Origin of the sequence: Empedobacter sp. 225-1, from assembly GCF_030328185.1 — a bacterium.
Lineage (GTDB): Bacteria > Bacteroidota > Bacteroidia > Flavobacteriales > Weeksellaceae > Empedobacter > Empedobacter stercoris.
The window spans coordinates 1-15341 of sequence record NZ_JACALO010000051.1 but is presented as its reverse complement, the minus strand read 5'-3'; the positions used below and the strand labels follow the sequence as shown (position 1 = coordinate 15341).

The following is a 15341-nucleotide window of genomic DNA, read 5'->3' as shown; positions in this document are numbered from 1 at the left end:
AAATCCAACTATACAAGAACATATGTATTCTAAAAAGCAAAAAAAAGAAGCTGTCTAGTTTTGAGACAGCTTCTTTTGGTTTTATTATTTTGTAGTTTAGTGATTAAAATAGATTAGTTAAGTATGAATAAATTTTTACCCTCTTTGAAAAATGAGAAAGAAGATAAGAAGACAGAATTTTTAAAATGGCTTGGAATTATATTAATTCTAATTTTTTTATCAGGAATTATTTTTTTTAATCAAAGAAACTCATTAAATGAAATTAAAGAGAAAAGATTATATACTGTTGGAATTATTTCTGGATTCTCGAAAACAAGATCAATGGAATTTGTTAAGTATATTTATTCATATAATGGACATTCTTATGAAGGAAAGGCTCCTAAAGATATTAGTAAGTTTTCGGTTGGAGAAAAAGTATTAGTTGTTTATAATCCTGATACACATATTAAATATCTTGTCCCGTATATTATTGACGATTCTATAAAAGAACCTATGAATGGATGGGAAAAACCACCAATGAATATAACAGATGAAGAGGTTATGAAGTATTTAGAAGATAAATATTAGTTGTTTTTCGGAATAATTTTCTCATCGAAACGCCTTTTATATAGCCAAAGTTTACCACTTTTTTGTATTTTTGTACACTTTTTAATGGCATGATAAAAATTTCACCAATTTTAGAATCGTATTTAGATCATCACACAGACCAAGAACCAGAAATCTTGAGTCGTTTACGTGTTGAAACCTATCAATGTACAACACAACCGCACATGATTTCGGGCGAATACCAAGGTCGCTTGTTAAGTGTTTTGTCAAAAATTTTAGCACCAAAAACTATTGTTGAATTAGGAACTTTTACAGGTTACGCAACATTGTGTTTGGCAGAAGGTTTGACATCTGATGGAAAAATCATTACGATGGATAAAAATGATGAATTGGAATATTTGTGCAGAAAATATTTTGATGAATCTGAATTTGCTTCAAAAATTGATTTTAGAATCAATGATGCACGCGAAGAATTAGAAACAATCGAGAAAAATTCTGTAGATTTAGCTTTTATTGATGCTGATAAAGAGAGTTATCCTTATTATTTTGAAAAAGTTTTAGAACTTTTACGTCCAGGAGGAACCATGTTAGTTGACAATGTTTTGTGGTACGGAAAAGTAATGATGGAAGAGGAAGATAAAAAAGATCCTTCGACAAAAATTTTGAAAGAATTTAATGAAATGGTAACGAAAGACAAACGAGTAGAGTCAATAATTTTACCAATTCGTGACGGAATTACATTAATCCGAAAAAAATAATGAAATACGCTATTTGTCAAGTAAGTGTTGCGCCCTTGCGCTCCGAAGCAAGAGATTCATCAGAAATGGTGAGTCAAGTTTTGTTTGGAGAAAAGTTAATTATTTTAGAAGAATTAGAAAAATGGACAAAAGTTCAGCTGACTTTTGATGGATACGAAGGTTGGTTAGATCCGAAACAAATTATTACTATTTCTGAAGAAGAATACAACAAAGATTTCATGGAGAAATTTGCAATCAATCCGTACAATCATGCGATGGAAAATGGATTGCCTATGACGTTGACTATTGGAGCTGAAGTTCGATCTTTGAACGAAAGTAAGATTCGAATTGGAACAAAATGTTTCGAATATTTTGGCGTATATACTTCTGGTAAAAAATCAAAAGATCAGTTGGTTGAAATAGCAAAAGCTTACTTAAATGTACCTTATTTGTGGGGTGGTAAATCATCTTTTGGAATAGATTGTTCTGGATTAACACAACAAGTGTACAAAATTGGGGGATATAAAATACCACGAGATGCTTATCAACAAGCAGAAATGGGCGAAGTGTTAAGTTTTGTAGAAGAAGCAGAACCTGGTGATTTAGCATTTTTTGATAATGCAGAAGGTCGTATAATACATGTAGGAATTATGTGTGGTAAGGGAAAAGTTTTACATGCACATGGTAAAGTTCGTATTGATCCTATTGATACCAATGGTATTTTTAATACCGACTCCCAAAAATATTCGCATAAATTAAGATGCATTCGCAAACTTATATAAACCAAAAAAGACTATTGAATTTCAATAGTCTTTTTTGGTTTGAATCTAAATATTAATTAGACGATGTACAAACTCGTTTTTTCATTTGAATTAATTGTATTTTTAGGCTTATATAAATCAGTTCAATGAGTATCAAAATTCCGAGTCATTTAAAAGGATTATCTACCACCGAAGTAAAAGAATCACAACAAAAATATGGCTATAATGCTATAAAGGATGAACATAAAAGTACATGGTACAGTATGTTGTTTGATATCTTGAAAGAGCCCATGACAATTATTTTAATTGTGGTTTCAGTTATTTATTTACTTGTAGGTGATTTAGGCGAAGCAGCGTTTATGTTTGTTGCGATTCTTGCTTTAACAGGGATTTCTTTTTATCAAGATAGTCGTAATCAAAAAGCGTTAGAAGAACTCGAAAAATTGAACGAACCGTTGAGCTCGGTTGTTCGTAACGGCGAATTAATCGAAATCCCTACACACGAAATTACGGTTGGAGATTTATGTGTTACAGAAGAAGGAAAAATGATTAATGCAGATGGTAAAATTGTTCATAGCAATGATTTTTCTGTAAACGAATCGGCACTGACAGGTGAGAGTATGTCAGTTTTTAAAGATACCGAACATCCAGAAATTTATAGTGGAACCTTAACCGTTTCGGGATTAGCTTTTTTTGAAGTAACAAGTATTGGTGCTGAAACAAAATTAGGAAAAATAGGAACTTCACTTTTATCAATTAAAGACGAAAAATCACCTTTGCAGATACAAATTGAAAAGTTTGTAAAAGGAATGGCGATTATCGGAATCATAGTTTTCTTATTAGTTTGCGTTGTAAATTATATTCAAACGAAAGATTTAATCAATAGTTTATTGAGTGGATTAACATTAGCAATGTCTATTTTACCAGAAGAAATTCCTGTTGCTTTTACTACTTTTATGGCTTTAGGATCGTGGAAGTTACTACGTCAAGGAATTATTGTTAAAAAAAGTAGCGTTGTAGAAACCTTAGGGAGTACAACAGTAATTTGTAGCGACAAAACAGGAACAATTACCGAAAACTCGATGCAATTAAAAGCTGTTTATGACTTTAAAACCAATGCAATTTATGAAGAAGATAAGTTTCAGAATAAAGTAATTGCGGAGTTAATTGAGTATGCAATGTGGAGTAGTGAACCTGTTCCTTTTGATCCGATGGAAAAAACATTGCATCGTGTTTACGAGGCGACACAAAAAGATGTTAGAGCAAACTATCAGATGTTTCACGAATATCCATTGTCAGGAAAACCTCCAATGATGACGCATTGTTTTCGAAATGCTGAAGATCATCTAATTATCGCTGCGAAAGGAGCTCCTGAAGCTATTTTACAAGTTGCTCATCTTTCTGAAGAACAAATAATCCAGTTGCGAAAGGTGATTCGCGATTTAGGAACACAAGGATATCGACTTTTGGGTGTTGCAAAATCGACTTTTGGTTCGACTGATTTTCCAAAACAACAACAAGAATTGCCCTTTGAATTGTTAGGTTTTGTGGTGTTTTATGATCCACCAAAGAAAGGTATAAATGAAGTGTTTCAAAAAATATATGATGCTGGAATAAAAGTTAAAGTAATCACAGGTGATAATGCCGAAACAACAATGAGTATAGCTAATCAAGCAGGAATTATTCATGCCGAAGATCATATAACTGGAGCTGAAATTGCTCATCTTTCGAAAGAAGAATTGGCAAAAACTGCAGATGAAAAAGTTTTGTTCGCACGTATGTTTCCTGAAGCGAAATTAGCAGTTGTAAATGCATTAAAGGATAACGGAGAAATTGTTGCCATGTTAGGCGATGGTGTAAACGACGGACCAGCTTTAAAAGCAGCGCATATTGGGGTTGCAATGGGAGAGAAAGGAACAGAGATTGCGAAGCAAGCTGCACAATTGATTCTAACAAATGATGATTTTGGTAAATTAGTGATTGGAATTGAAGCTGGAAGAAGAATTTATACCAACCTAAAAAAAGCAGTTCAATACATAATTTCAATTCATATTCCGATTATATTAATCGTTTCCTTGCCATTATTTTTGGGTTGGGCATTTCCTCAAATTTTCACACCTGTTCACGTTATTTTCTTAGAGTTGGTTATGGGACCTACATGTTCGATTGTCTATGAAAACGAACCTTTGGAAAAGAATTCTATGAACGAAAAACCTCGTCCTATGACGGAAACTTTTCTGAATTGGAAAGAGCTTTCGACAAGTATAATTCAAGGATTAGCCATTACATTAGGTTTGCTTTTTATTTATCAATTTACCTATCAATCTGGTGGAGATGAAGATAAAACACGTGCAATGGTCTTTACAACACTTATTTTTTCGAATATTTGGTTGAGTTTAACGAATCGTTCATTTTATGATAGTTTATGGTCAAGTTTTAAAAATAAAAACTACTTAATGTTGGCTGTGATTATTTTAACCTTGTGTATTTTGTTTTCGATTTTATATATACAACCAATTTCGAAGTTTTTTAAAGTAACATCATTAAATGTAAATGAGCTAAGTTTAGCAATGATAGTTGCTGTAGTTTCGGTTTTATGGTTCGAAATTTATAAATGGATAAAACGTAAAAAATAAAAATGATTTAATGAATAATCATCGAGTTTATTGAGATTATAATGTATCAATAAACTCGATTGTTTTTTCAAAAGTAGGTACTTTATTTTCTCTAAAAGGCGTATGTTTAGCGTCAGGAACGATATAATTTTCTTTTCGTCCATTTACATTGTCGATAATTCCAATCACTTGTTCCATTGTTCCAAATTCGTCATCAATTCCTTGAATAACCAAAGTAGGACATTTTATATTTTTTAATTCTTCGCGAATATCAAAGTTTACAAAATCGGTTCTTAGCCATGTTTCGGTCCACATTTCAAATACTTTTTGCGTATTATCTCCGTGATATTTTCTTAAACGTTCTTTTAGGTTTGTTTCTGCGTAAGCAATTTTAGCAGCTCTAATTCCATTCAGTGTTATTTCTTCTACGATGACATGAGAACCAACAACTACAATTCCTTTTAGATTTTTGTGGTACTTAGCTGCATACAGTAATGCAATTGTACCACCATCACTATGTCCAAAAAGAATAATTTCTTTAAAGTTGAAATGGTTGACAAGTTGATTTAAAAAGTCCGCTTCATCGTGCATATAAGTTAACTCGCGTCGATCAATTGTAAATGGAGATGATTTTCCATAACCTTTTCGATCATAAATAAACAGATTACAATTACTTTTTTCGGCAACTTCTTTTGGGAAATCCCTCCAAAGTTGTGTACACCCTAAGGAATCGTGTAAGAATATTAGTGTAGGTCTTTCTGGATTAATTTCGTGGTGAATGTAATGAATTTTAGCATCGTTGATTTCTAAACAAGTTTGGATTTCCATTTTTTATTTTGATTTTCAGAATTAAAGATAACAAAAATGCCTCGAATAAATAAAATCGAGGCATTTGTATAGGATTAGGATAAATTATTAGTTGATAAAATCAGTAATAATATCTAACGTTTTTGCTTTTGCAGTTTCTAAATCATCATTCAAAAGAATAGTATCAAACTCTTTTGCTTTTTCCATTTCGATTCCCGCTTTATCAATACGCTGTTTCAACTTATCCTCGCTTTCGGTATTACGTGAAATCAATCGTTCTTTTAAAATATCTAATGAAGGTGGATTAACAAATACGGTTAAACATTCTTCTCCGTATAATTTTTTGATATTCAATGCACCAATTACATCAATATCAAAAATAACAGAATTACCTTCAGAAGTAATACGATCAACTTCCGATTTTAATGTTCCATAAAAATTATTACGATAGACTTCTTCGTGTTCTACGAATTCGTCGTTTGCAATTTTTGTTTTAAATTCTTCTGGAGTTAAGAAATAATAGTCTTTTCCGTGAACTTCACCTTCGCGTTTATCTCTTGTTGTACAAGAAATAGAAAATTTGATGTGATCTAATTGTTCTAAAGCATAGCGAACCAAAGTTGTTTTTCCTGCGCCTGATGGTGCTGAAAAGACAATTAACTTTCCTTTTTTCATTATAAAATGTTTAACGATTGTTCTTTAATTTTTTCCAATTCATCTTTCATTTGAACGACAATTTTTTGCATTTCAGAATGATTAGATTTTGAGCCTAAAGTATTGATTTCTCGTCCAATTTCTTGAGAAATAAAACCTAATTTTTTACCATTAGATGCTATTCCCGCTAATTCTTTTAAGAAATATTCGCAATGATTTTTCAAACGAACTTTTTCTTCTGTGATGTCTAATTTTTCCAAATAGAAAATCATTTCTTGCTCAAAACGATTTTGATCAACATCAACTTTTAATTCTTCTAAACGTTTGTTGAAACGTTCTTTAATTGTTTCAATACGTTCTTGTTCAAATGGTATAACTTGAGTTAAAAGTTCAAGAATATTATTTAAGTTTAATGTTAAATATTTTTCTAATACTTTTCCTTCATCTAATCTAAATTGATTCAAAGCATTGATTGCTTCGATGATTGTTGCACGAATTTGATTCCATTCTTCTTCGTTCAAATCATCTTGCGTATACGAAATAACATCAGGCAAACGCATGATAACTGGTAACAATTCGCCGTCAGTCACATTTGGAGTGATCGACTTGAATTCTTCCATATAACTTTTGATTAATTCAGCATTTATAGATTGATTTCTTGCAGCTGGATTTAATTCAACCAACATCGAAAAATCAATTTTCCCACGTTGAACTTTTTCTGAAATAAGATTTCTGATTTCTAATTCTTTCTCGCGGTAAAAAGAAGGGATTCTTGTGTTCAAATCCAATGTTTTACTGTTCAAAGAACGGATTTCTATCGTTACTTTTTTTTCAGGTAATTCCAATACGGCTTTACCGTAACCTGTCATAGATGCTATCATAATTGTAAAATTATGCGAGCAAAATTACAATAAATTAACGTAATGTGAACTTAATATCGCTTTTAATGACTTTAAAGTTTAACATTTAGTTGAAATTTATATATACGCAAATACCATCACTCCTGATAATATTTATACTATTGATTAATCAAAGAACCATTTTTCCAAACATTTGTTGGTTGTAATTGTCCTTGATAATAAATAATATTACGATAATCGAAGGTAGAGAAGCTGATAAAATCGGCTTTTTTACCTTTTTCTATTGTTCCACGATCAGTTAAATTTAAAGCCTTTGCAGCACGAAAAGTAATTGCAGCTAAAACTTCAGCCATTGATAATTTCTCAAAAGTAGCTAATACAGAAGCTTGTGTCAATAGATTTCCCATTGGAGCTGAACCAGGATTCCAATCCGAAGCAATCGAAACACAACAACCAGCATCTAACAATTTTCGTGCAGGCGCATATTGCATTCCCAAACCAATAGAAGCACCAGGTAAAACTGTTGCTACAACATCAGAATTGGCTAGATTTTTCACTTCTTCTTTTCCAGAAAATTCCAAATGATCTGCGCTCAATGCATGGTGTTTAGTGGCTAAATAACTTCCTCCAGCCGTAAATTGATCGGCGTGAATGGTAATGTCAAATCCTTGTTTTTTGGCTTCGTTCAAGAAATAATCACCTTCTTCAACAGAAAAAGCAGATTGTTCCACAAAAATATCTATGCGGTTTGCTAATTCTTCAGATTTTAATTTAGGAAAAACTTCTTTTACCAATAATTCTAAATATTCTTTGTTCGAACCTTCAAAATCTTTTGGTTTCATATGCGCGCCTAAAAAAGTCGGAATCAAATCAATTTCACTTTCTTGATTCGCCATATTTATAGCTTCCAACATCTTGATTTCACCTTCAACAGAAAGTGCATAACCCGATTTTACTTCAGCCGTTGTAATTCCTTGTTTGGCTAATTGCGCAATATGTTTTAGTGTAATATCTTTCAGTTCATCAACCGTTTTTTTACGTGTTTCTGTCACGGTAGACCAAATTCCACCACCACTTTCTGCAATTTCTAAATAGGTTTTTCCGTCCAAACGCATTGCAAAATCTTTGGCGCGATTTCCTCCAAAACAAACGTGTGTATGCGAATCGACAAATCCAGGAAGTAAAACCTGTTCTGTTTCAATTCGTTCAATTTCGATGTTTGGATGTTGTTGAGAAATCGTTTCGAAATGACCAATTTCTACAATTGTTTCATTGTCAGTAATAATCCCGCCATTTTCAAGAATATCGACTTGATTTTCGTGAATTGCGCCTTTTAAAGGTAAATTGGCAAGTGTTATAATTTGTCTGAAAGGACCGATTAACTTCATTTTGTTGTTTTATAACACAAGTTTACGAAATTTAACGGAGATTGTATTCGAATTTTGAAACTCGTTTAACGAACTTCGAAGTTTATTTTTTCTTCAAATAAGTAGGGTCGTTAGGGTATTTGATTACTTTAACCAACGTTACGATAGAGATGAAAACAAAAATTAAAATAACAATACTATTTACGATAACACGACTATTTTGATCATTAACTAACCCAATGTTAAGCTCGTAAGCAGCCCAAATTATAATTAAAACTTGTGGTAAAAGCGCACCAAAAATATTTTTTGTCATTTTATTCTTCTATTGAATTGTAAAGATAAAAAAAATAAAAAACCTGCTTATCAAAAGCAGGTTGAAAATATTATTGAGTGACTAATTTTGTTTCATTAAGAATTGGTTCATTCTTCAGAATATTAGTTGCGACTTCTATGGTGTTTTCTTTTTCTTCGAAGATTGGTGCTTCTTGTATGAAGGCTGTTGTTGATGCCTCTTCAACTTTTGGAGGCGTGTTATCAAATTTATAATTAAACCCGATTCCAAGTGTTTGTTTTACTTGAGTTTTTTTAATTTGATCTTCGTCATACAATAAGTTGACAGCAACTTGAGCCGAAACAAATTTATTGACTTTAAGGTCTAAAATTCCTTGATAGGCAACATCCATATTTCCGATTTTTTTTAAGTAATCAGCATAGATTCCTAAACGGCTGTCATAGCTAATACCATCCATTATTTGTAATTTGTATCGTGCGCCTAAATAAGCACCAAATTCAAATAAGGTATTGTCACCATCATTCTTAAGTCCAAAATTTCCTTTTTGTTGTAAATCTTTATCCAAAACAAATGTAACTCTTGGTGTAAAAGGATGAATGTTTACTTGAAAATTTTCGTTCGGTTTATAATCAACACCCAATCCTAAACTTAAATAACCTGGCGCCATTAGATTTGAAATTTTTTCTTTTGGATCTAACGAATAATCATATCCTTCTGTAAATTGCGTTCGGAAATTCATCGATGCAGCCAAATACCAATTATTTCCGATGTTATAACCGTAAGATGAAGTTAAATCGATCACATCATTTGTTTTTCGAGAACTTTCTCCTTTATTGGTTTGAATTCCATAACCTAAAACGATACGATTGTCCCAAATATGTTTTTCACGGGTTAAATTGAATTCGTAATCAACATTCGCATTTAAAGCAAATGAATTTACACCTCCTGCAACCCAATTGGAAAAAGCACTTTGAGAGAATAAAAGAGAATTGTTACCTGATACAAACCAACCATGTTGGCGACCGTCAAATTTTTGATCTTTTAAATAGCGTTTACTATCAGTTGTAACTATCCCATCTTTTATAGTTTGAGCAAAAGACATCATAGAAGCAAATAAGGCTAAAGTGACTAAATGTTTTTTCATAAATAGTTAAAGTTGTTTTCGTTTAATTATTCCCAAAATATTGATTCAGATTTGATATAAGTAGCTTTTTCGTCAATGGTATTTTTTTCGAATACTTGATCATAATTACGTTTATCCAATTTGACTTTTGGCAGATGAATAGGAGCAATGCCAGTTGTATCGAAGTAGGGAAGAATCTCTTTTTTTCTTGATTTTTTTTTCGGTTTCTTTTTCGTGCTGTCTATTTTATAAGTTAACCCAATACCTAAGGTTTGCTTAAATTGTGTTTCTTTCACTTGGTCTTCATCATAAATTAGATTTAAAGCCAATTGAGTAGACATAAAGTGATTGATTTTCATGTCTAATAATCCTGCGTAAACAATATCTAAATTGTAAAACTTATTCGAATAATTAGAGAATATACCAATATTGTTATCGTAGGTTACATTTTCAAAAATTTTTACTTTATAACGACCACCTAAATAGGCTCCAACTTCGAAAAGTAAAGCATCTCCATCGTTGCGCAAACCATAAGTTCCTTTTGTCTGTAAATCTTTATCTGCAACAATTGTGGTACGAGAAGTTAATGGTTGAAATGTTACAGAAAAATTAGAATTAGGTGTATAATTTGCACCGACCCCTATTGTAATATACGCAGGAGCAAATAAATTTGATAGTTTCTTTTTGGGAGTTGCTCCATAATCATAACCAGCAGAAAACTGAGAACGAATATTAAGCGATGTAGTTAGATACCATTTTTCTTTAATCAAATATCCATAAGAAGTTGTAAGATTGATGTTATCTGCAGTTTTACGTGTTCCATTGGTTTTATTATCTAAGAATCCATATTCTAAAATAAAACGATTGTCCCAAAAATGTTTCTTTTTTCGGAAATTGAATTCATAATCAGCTTTTGCATTGAGAGAAACCGAATTTTCTCCTCCGGCCATCCAATTAGAAAATGTATTTTGATTGACAGTTAACGTATTTGCTCCATAAATTTCCCAACCTGATGCACGACCTGTTGTGTCTACTTTAGACTTTAGATATTTTCGCCCATCAATAATTAGATTTCCACTTGTATCTAAAAACTGAGCAGAGCTAAAAACGGATAGGACTAAAAATAGGATTGAGATAAATAGTCTCATGTACTAAAAAAAATATCTTTGTTTAAAATTGAAAAATTCTAAACAAAGATATCTAATTTATTTTGTAAGGTTAAAATGCTTTTTAATTATTTTCCCAACCTTGAAACCATTTAACTAAAGTATCAATCCAATCTTGACGATCATTTAAACATGGTATGTATGTAAATTGTTCACCACCAGCTTTTAAAAACTCTTCTTTACCCTCCATCGAAATTTCTTCTAAGGTTTCTAAACAATCAGCTACAAAAGCAGGAGTACAAACAGCCAAATTCTTCACACCTTCTTCTGGAAAATGTTCTAACGTTTCGTCTGTATAAGGTTTGATCCAAGGATCTTTTCCTAAACGAGATTGAAAGGATGTGTAGTATTTATCTTTTGGTAATTGCAAGTAATCTGCCACTAACTCTGTTGTCTCTAAACATTGATTGCGATACGTTTCAATTGGTAATTTGCTAACTTTTGCTGCTCTCAGTGCTTTTTTATCGTGACGTTCTGGAATTCCATGATAAGAAAATAATAATTTATCGTAATTCTCGGGTAAATTCTCTTTGATAGAATCTCCTAAAATTTTAATATAATCAGGATGCTTGTAAAAAGCTTTTAAGAAATTTACTTTCACATCTTTGAATTTTTTCTTCTGAACTTCTAATACCTTATCTGCAACAGTTTCTGTTGTTGACATCGTATACTGAGGATAAAGTGGAACAACTAATATATCGCGAACGCCTTTATCATAAAGCTCTTGTAGTCCAACTTCAATCGAAGGATTTTTATAACGCATAGCTAATCCCACTGGAAAATCTAATTGCTCTTGAACTTTTTGTTGTAAATTTTTTGAATAAATAATTAATGGAGAACCATCCTTTGTCCAAATCTTTTTATACGCTTCAGCTGATTGTATCGGTCTTTTAGGTAAAATAAAAAGTTCTACGATCATTTTACGAATCAACCAAGGTGAGTCAATCACTTTCCCATCCATTAAAAATTCACGTAAATATGTTCTTACATCTTCAACTTCGGTAGAATCGGGCGATCCTAAATTCACTAATAATATTCCTTTGCTCATAATTCTTTTTATCTAAAAAAATATTGCGTTCTTTGTAGGTGTAAAAGTACGGCGGATAATTTAAATTGTTCTTCGTAATATTATCATTATAATTTATATCATCATTTTATGTCAGATTTATTAAATCCTGATAAAGAATTTTATCCAGACGACGATCTTAATCACGAAAATACCGTGCGTCCGCAAAGTTTTGATGATTTTGCAGGACAAGCTCATATTCTCGAAAATTTAGAAGTATTCGTAAAAGCGTCTAAACTTCGTGGAGAAGCCTTGGATCATGTTTTATTACACGGACCTCCAGGTTTAGGAAAAACGACATTGGCAAATATTATTGCGAATGAATTAGGCGTTGGAATTAAAATTACTTCTGGACCAGTTCTCGATAAACCGAGTGATTTAGCAGGTTTATTGACAAATTTAGAAGAAAATGATGTGCTTTTTATTGATGAAATCCACCGAATGTCACCTGTTATCGAAGAATATTTATATTCGGCAATGGAGGATTTTAAGATCGATATTATGATTGAGTCAGGACCTAATGCACGTTCAGTGCAAATTGGCTTGAATCCTTTTACCTTAATAGGCGCAACAACACGTTCTGGTTTATTAACTGCTCCTTTACGCGCTCGTTTCGGAATTAATTTTAGATTCGAATATTACAATGTAGAACTTTTAAGTTCGATTGTAGAGCGTTCTTCTCGTATTTTAGATACACCAATTGACGAAAGAGCTGCGATAGAAATCGCTGGTCGTAGTCGTGGAACACCTCGTATTGCAAATGCTTTGTTACGTAGAACGCGAGATTTTGCACAGATAAAAGGAAACGGAAAGATTGATTTATCAATCGCAGAATTTTCTTTAAAAGCTCTTAAAGTTGATGACAATGGTTTAGACGAAATGGATAATCGTATTTTATCAACCATTATCGAAAAATTTAAAGGAGGACCTGTCGGAATTACAACTTTAGCTACAGCAGTTGGTGAAAATGGCGGGACATTGGAAGAAGTTTATGAACCTTATCTCATTCAAGAAGGTTATTTGATGCGTACGGCGCGTGGTCGTGTAGCAACAGAAAAAGCCTATAAACATATTGGTGTGAAATATAGAGGTGAAAATTCTCCTCAAACCGATTTATTTGATTTGTAAATTTGTTCTAAGTTCGCTTTTATTCTAGCTTGTCGAAGAATCTTTAGATAATATTTTGTCTAAGTTCTCGATAGATTTAAATTAATCTAAGGAATAATTTAAACACTTGAATAGACGAATCGTTTCATACTGATTTTATTGAAGTTTTACATTTAAGATCAATTCAAATTTAATTATTCATAATTAAAATGCTCCTTCAAACAGAAGAACATATTAAAATAAAATGGTCCCAACGAATCAAAGAAAAAGCTGAATTGTTAGGATTTATTTCTTGTGGAATAGCAAAGGCTGACTTTTTAGAAGACGAAGCACTTCATTTAGAAGCTTGGTTAAAAAATGATTTTCATGGAGAAATGAAATATATGGAAAATCATTTTGATATGCGATTAGATCCACGTTTGTTGGTTGAAGGAGCAAAATCTGTGATTTCGTTGACGTATAATTATTACCAAGATTTAGATCGAAATCCTAATTCGTACAAAGTAGCCATGTATGCACAAGGTGAAGATTATCATTTTGTTGTGAAGGAAAAAGTGCGCGAATTGTTAGATTTTATTCAAGATGAAATAGGAGAGGTGAGTGGTCGAGCTTTTGCAGATTCTGCACCAATATTAGAACATGCTTGGGCAAAAAAAGCAGGAATTGGGTGGGTTGGAAAAAATTCGTTGACGTTATCCAAACAAAAAGGATCGTTCTTCTTTTTATCTGAATTAATTATTGATTTGGAGTTGGCTTATGATTCTCCAATTGCAACAGATCATTGTGGAAATTGTACGCGTTGTATTGAGGCTTGTCCAACAGATGCTATTTTACCAAATAAAACGGTGAACGGAAGTCAATGTATTTCGTATTTTACAATCGAATTGAAAGATCAGATTCCTGCTGAAATGAAAGGAAAGTTTGATGATTGGATTTTTGGTTGTGATGTATGTCAAGAAGTTTGTCCTTGGAATCGTTTTTCGCTTCCTACAAAGGAAACGCGTTTTATAAGGCACGAAAGTATCAATCAATTTTCGAAAAAAGACTGGGAAGAAATTACCGAAGACGTTTTCCGAGTAATTTTTAAAAAATCACCTGTCAAACGAACTAAGTTTAATGGATTAAAAAGAAATATTGATTTTGTAAAATTAGAATGAATGGTTAAGTTTTCATTTTACATTCTTTTATAAAAAATGCTCCAAAGAAATATATTACTAATTGGAGCATTGTGTTTTAAGAAGTTTATTTCGCCTTCTTGTAATTATCTTCAACTTGTTTCCAATCCAAAACATTATTGAACGCTTTCAAATATTCATCGCGTTTGTTTTGGTATTTCAAGTAATATGCATGTTCCCAAACATCAATTCCTAAAATTGGTGTTCCTGCAACTTCTGCACCAGGCATCAACGGATTGTCTTGATTTGCTGTACTTGTAACTGCTAAAGAACCATCTTCTTTTACAACTAACCAAGCCCAACCAGAACCAAAACGTTTTGCACCCGCTTCATCCAATTGTTTTAACAATTCTTCTGTAGAACCAAATGTTGCATCAATCTTTGCTTTAAGATCTCCTTTAGGCTCTTTTTGAGGCGTTGGAGACATAATATCGAAATATAGCATGTGATTGTAATATCCACCAGCATTATTGCGTAAAGCACCATTATTCATATCCATTTTTTTCAAAATATCTACGATATCATTTGATTTGATATTGGCTTCTTTTAATGCAGTGTTCATCTTGTTGATGTATCCTAAATAATGTTTAGAGTAATGAACTTCCATTGTTTTTGCATCAATGTATTCTTTTAACTCATCGTAACCGTATTTCAAAGGTTTTATTTGAAATGTCCCTGGGTCAGCTTTTACATCTGTAGGATTACCAACAGTTTCTTTTACTTGAATTGTATCATTTTGTATAACTTCTTCTTTTGTTGTGTCAGCATTTTCCTTCTTCGTTTCACATGATTGAACAAAGAAAAGAACACCCAAAACTGACATCAAAAATACACCCTTTTTCATCTTTTAATTTTATGTAGTTTACTTATAATATTAATATTTCCACTAAAATAACAGATTTTGATTGAATATAAAATTCTTTACTTTTAATTTTCTGTTAAAGTCATCTAATTTTAAAAAATTACTATATCATATTTTTTATTAATTGCCATGTTCAAGTTATAAGTGCAACTGGCCAAGTAGATTTTAGTTTTTCGATAGGGCTAATATAGCCAAACTTCCTT

Annotated in this window: 15 protein-coding genes; 6 read left to right on the top strand and 9 right to left on the bottom strand. The window is 31.9% G+C overall.

The genetic code is table 11. From position 1 onward, the window contains the following. The first annotated feature begins 123 nt into the window (after window positions 1–123). The 4 genes from HX088_RS12695 to HX088_RS12680 all read left to right on the top strand — a co-directional run bounded on the left by HX088_RS12695 (window position 124) and on the right by HX088_RS12680 (window position 4680). Window positions 124–567 (top strand): hypothetical protein, encoded by a 444-nt coding sequence (locus HX088_RS12695; protein ID WP_171622416.1) that lies wholly within the window; start codon window positions 124–126, stop codon window positions 565–567. 89 nt (window positions 568–656) lie between these two features. Further along, window positions 657–1304 carry an O-methyltransferase gene (locus HX088_RS12690; protein WP_171622417.1) on the top strand — a complete coding sequence of 216 codons (648 nt, stop codon included), beginning with the start codon at window positions 657–659 and terminating at the stop codon, window positions 1302–1304. Then, complete coding sequence (locus HX088_RS12685; RefSeq protein WP_225542269.1) at window positions 1304–2065, top strand: C40 family peptidase; 762 nt, start codon at window positions 1304–1306, stop codon at window positions 2063–2065. The genes HX088_RS12690 and HX088_RS12685 overlap by 1 nt, the downstream gene beginning before the upstream one ends. A gap of 125 nt (window positions 2066–2190) precedes the next feature. Further along, window positions 2191–4680, top strand: a complete 2490-nt coding sequence (locus tag HX088_RS12680; protein ID WP_286484338.1) for a cation-translocating P-type ATPase — start codon at window positions 2191–2193, stop codon at window positions 4678–4680. Window positions 4681–4716: 36 nt separating this feature from the next. On the opposite strand, the gene HX088_RS12675 is transcribed toward HX088_RS12680, so the two are convergent. From HX088_RS12675 to hemH, 8 genes are all read right to left on the bottom strand, one after another. Further along, window positions 4717–5487 carry an alpha/beta fold hydrolase gene (locus HX088_RS12675; protein WP_286484337.1) on the bottom strand — a complete coding sequence of 257 codons (771 nt, stop codon included), beginning with the start codon at window positions 5485–5487 and terminating at the stop codon, window positions 4717–4719. 87 nt (window positions 5488–5574) lie between these two features. Further along, window positions 5575–6141 (bottom strand): guanylate kinase, encoded by a 567-nt coding sequence (gene gmk / locus HX088_RS12670; RefSeq protein ID WP_171622421.1) that lies wholly within the window; start codon window positions 6139–6141, stop codon window positions 5575–5577. Further along, entirely contained in the window at window positions 6141–7001 is an 861-nt protein-coding gene (locus tag HX088_RS12665) for a YicC/YloC family endoribonuclease (RefSeq protein ID WP_225532446.1), read from the bottom strand. The genes gmk and HX088_RS12665 overlap by 1 nt, the downstream gene beginning before the upstream one ends. A gap of 137 nt (window positions 7002–7138) precedes the next feature. After that, window positions 7139–8368 carry an imidazolonepropionase gene (gene hutI, locus HX088_RS12660; RefSeq protein ID WP_286484335.1) on the bottom strand — a complete coding sequence of 410 codons (1230 nt, stop codon included), beginning with the start codon at window positions 8366–8368 and terminating at the stop codon, window positions 7139–7141. Window positions 8369–8450: 82 nt separating this feature from the next. Next, complete coding sequence (locus HX088_RS12655) at window positions 8451–8660, bottom strand: hypothetical protein (RefSeq protein WP_171622423.1); 210 nt, start codon at window positions 8658–8660, stop codon at window positions 8451–8453. Between the two features lie 70 nt (window positions 8661–8730). Further along, window positions 8731–9783, bottom strand: a complete 1053-nt coding sequence (locus HX088_RS12650; RefSeq protein WP_286484334.1) for a DUF3078 domain-containing protein — start codon at window positions 9781–9783, stop codon at window positions 8731–8733. 26 nt (window positions 9784–9809) lie between these two features. Then, a complete protein-coding gene (locus HX088_RS12645) occupies window positions 9810–10910 on the bottom strand; it encodes a DUF3078 domain-containing protein (protein WP_171622425.1) in 1101 nt (366 codons plus the stop codon). An 82-nt stretch (window positions 10911–10992) separates the two neighbouring features. After that, window positions 10993–11976, bottom strand: a complete 984-nt coding sequence (gene hemH, locus HX088_RS12640) for a ferrochelatase (protein ID WP_286484333.1) — start codon at window positions 11974–11976, stop codon at window positions 10993–10995. A 108-nt stretch (window positions 11977–12084) separates the two neighbouring features. Here hemH and ruvB point away from each other — a divergent pair, with 108 nt between their 5' ends. Then, window positions 12085–13122, top strand: a complete 1038-nt coding sequence (ruvB, locus tag HX088_RS12635) for a Holliday junction branch migration DNA helicase RuvB (RefSeq protein ID WP_171622427.1) — start codon at window positions 12085–12087, stop codon at window positions 13120–13122. Window positions 13123–13310: 188 nt separating this feature from the next. Then, window positions 13311–14258: a tRNA epoxyqueuosine(34) reductase QueG gene (gene queG / locus HX088_RS12630; protein ID WP_286484332.1), complete on the top strand. Its 948-nt coding sequence runs from the start codon at window positions 13311–13313 to the stop codon at window positions 14256–14258. A gap of 85 nt (window positions 14259–14343) precedes the next feature. On the opposite strand, the gene HX088_RS12625 is transcribed toward queG, so the two are convergent. Continuing rightward, entirely contained in the window at window positions 14344–15120 is a 777-nt protein-coding gene (locus HX088_RS12625) for a superoxide dismutase (RefSeq protein ID WP_225542262.1), read from the bottom strand. Between the last annotated feature and the right edge of the window lie 221 nt (window positions 15121–15341).

Bases quoted from the DNA above. Each gene is read 5' to 3' on its own strand.
- HX088_RS12665 (WP_225532446.1), bottom strand. From the start codon at position 7,001: ATGATAGCATCTATGACAGGTTACGGTAAAGCCGTATTGGAATTACCT.
- HX088_RS12695 (WP_171622416.1), top strand. From the start codon at position 124: ATGAATAAATTTTTACCCTCTTTGAAAAATGAGAAAGAAGATAAGAAG.
- HX088_RS12655 (WP_171622423.1), bottom strand. From the start codon at position 8,660: ATGACAAAAAATATTTTTGGTGCGCTTTTACCACAAGTTTTAATTATA.
- queG (WP_286484332.1), top strand. From the start codon at position 13,311: ATGCTCCTTCAAACAGAAGAACATATTAAAATAAAATGGTCCCAACGA.
- HX088_RS12650 (WP_286484334.1), bottom strand. From the start codon at position 9,783: ATGAAAAAACATTTAGTCACTTTAGCCTTATTTGCTTCTATGATGTCT.
- hutI (WP_286484335.1), bottom strand. From the start codon at position 8,368: ATGAAGTTAATCGGTCCTTTCAGACAAATTATAACACTTGCCAATTTA.
- ruvB (WP_171622427.1), top strand. From the start codon at position 12,085: ATGTCAGATTTATTAAATCCTGATAAAGAATTTTATCCAGACGACGAT.
- HX088_RS12645 (WP_171622425.1), bottom strand. From the start codon at position 10,910: ATGAGACTATTTATCTCAATCCTATTTTTAGTCCTATCCGTTTTTAGC.
- hemH (WP_286484333.1), bottom strand. From the start codon at position 11,976: ATGAGCAAAGGAATATTATTAGTGAATTTAGGATCGCCCGATTCTACC.
- HX088_RS12625 (WP_225542262.1), bottom strand. From the start codon at position 15,120: ATGAAAAAGGGTGTATTTTTGATGTCAGTTTTGGGTGTTCTTTTCTTT.
- HX088_RS12685 (WP_225542269.1), top strand. From the start codon at position 1,304: ATGAAATACGCTATTTGTCAAGTAAGTGTTGCGCCCTTGCGCTCCGAA.
- HX088_RS12680 (WP_286484338.1), top strand. From the start codon at position 2,191: ATGAGTATCAAAATTCCGAGTCATTTAAAAGGATTATCTACCACCGAA.
- HX088_RS12675 (WP_286484337.1), bottom strand. From the start codon at position 5,487: ATGGAAATCCAAACTTGTTTAGAAATCAACGATGCTAAAATTCATTAC.
- gmk (WP_171622421.1), bottom strand. From the start codon at position 6,141: ATGAAAAAAGGAAAGTTAATTGTCTTTTCAGCACCATCAGGCGCAGGA.
- HX088_RS12690 (WP_171622417.1), top strand. From the start codon at position 657: ATGATAAAAATTTCACCAATTTTAGAATCGTATTTAGATCATCACACA.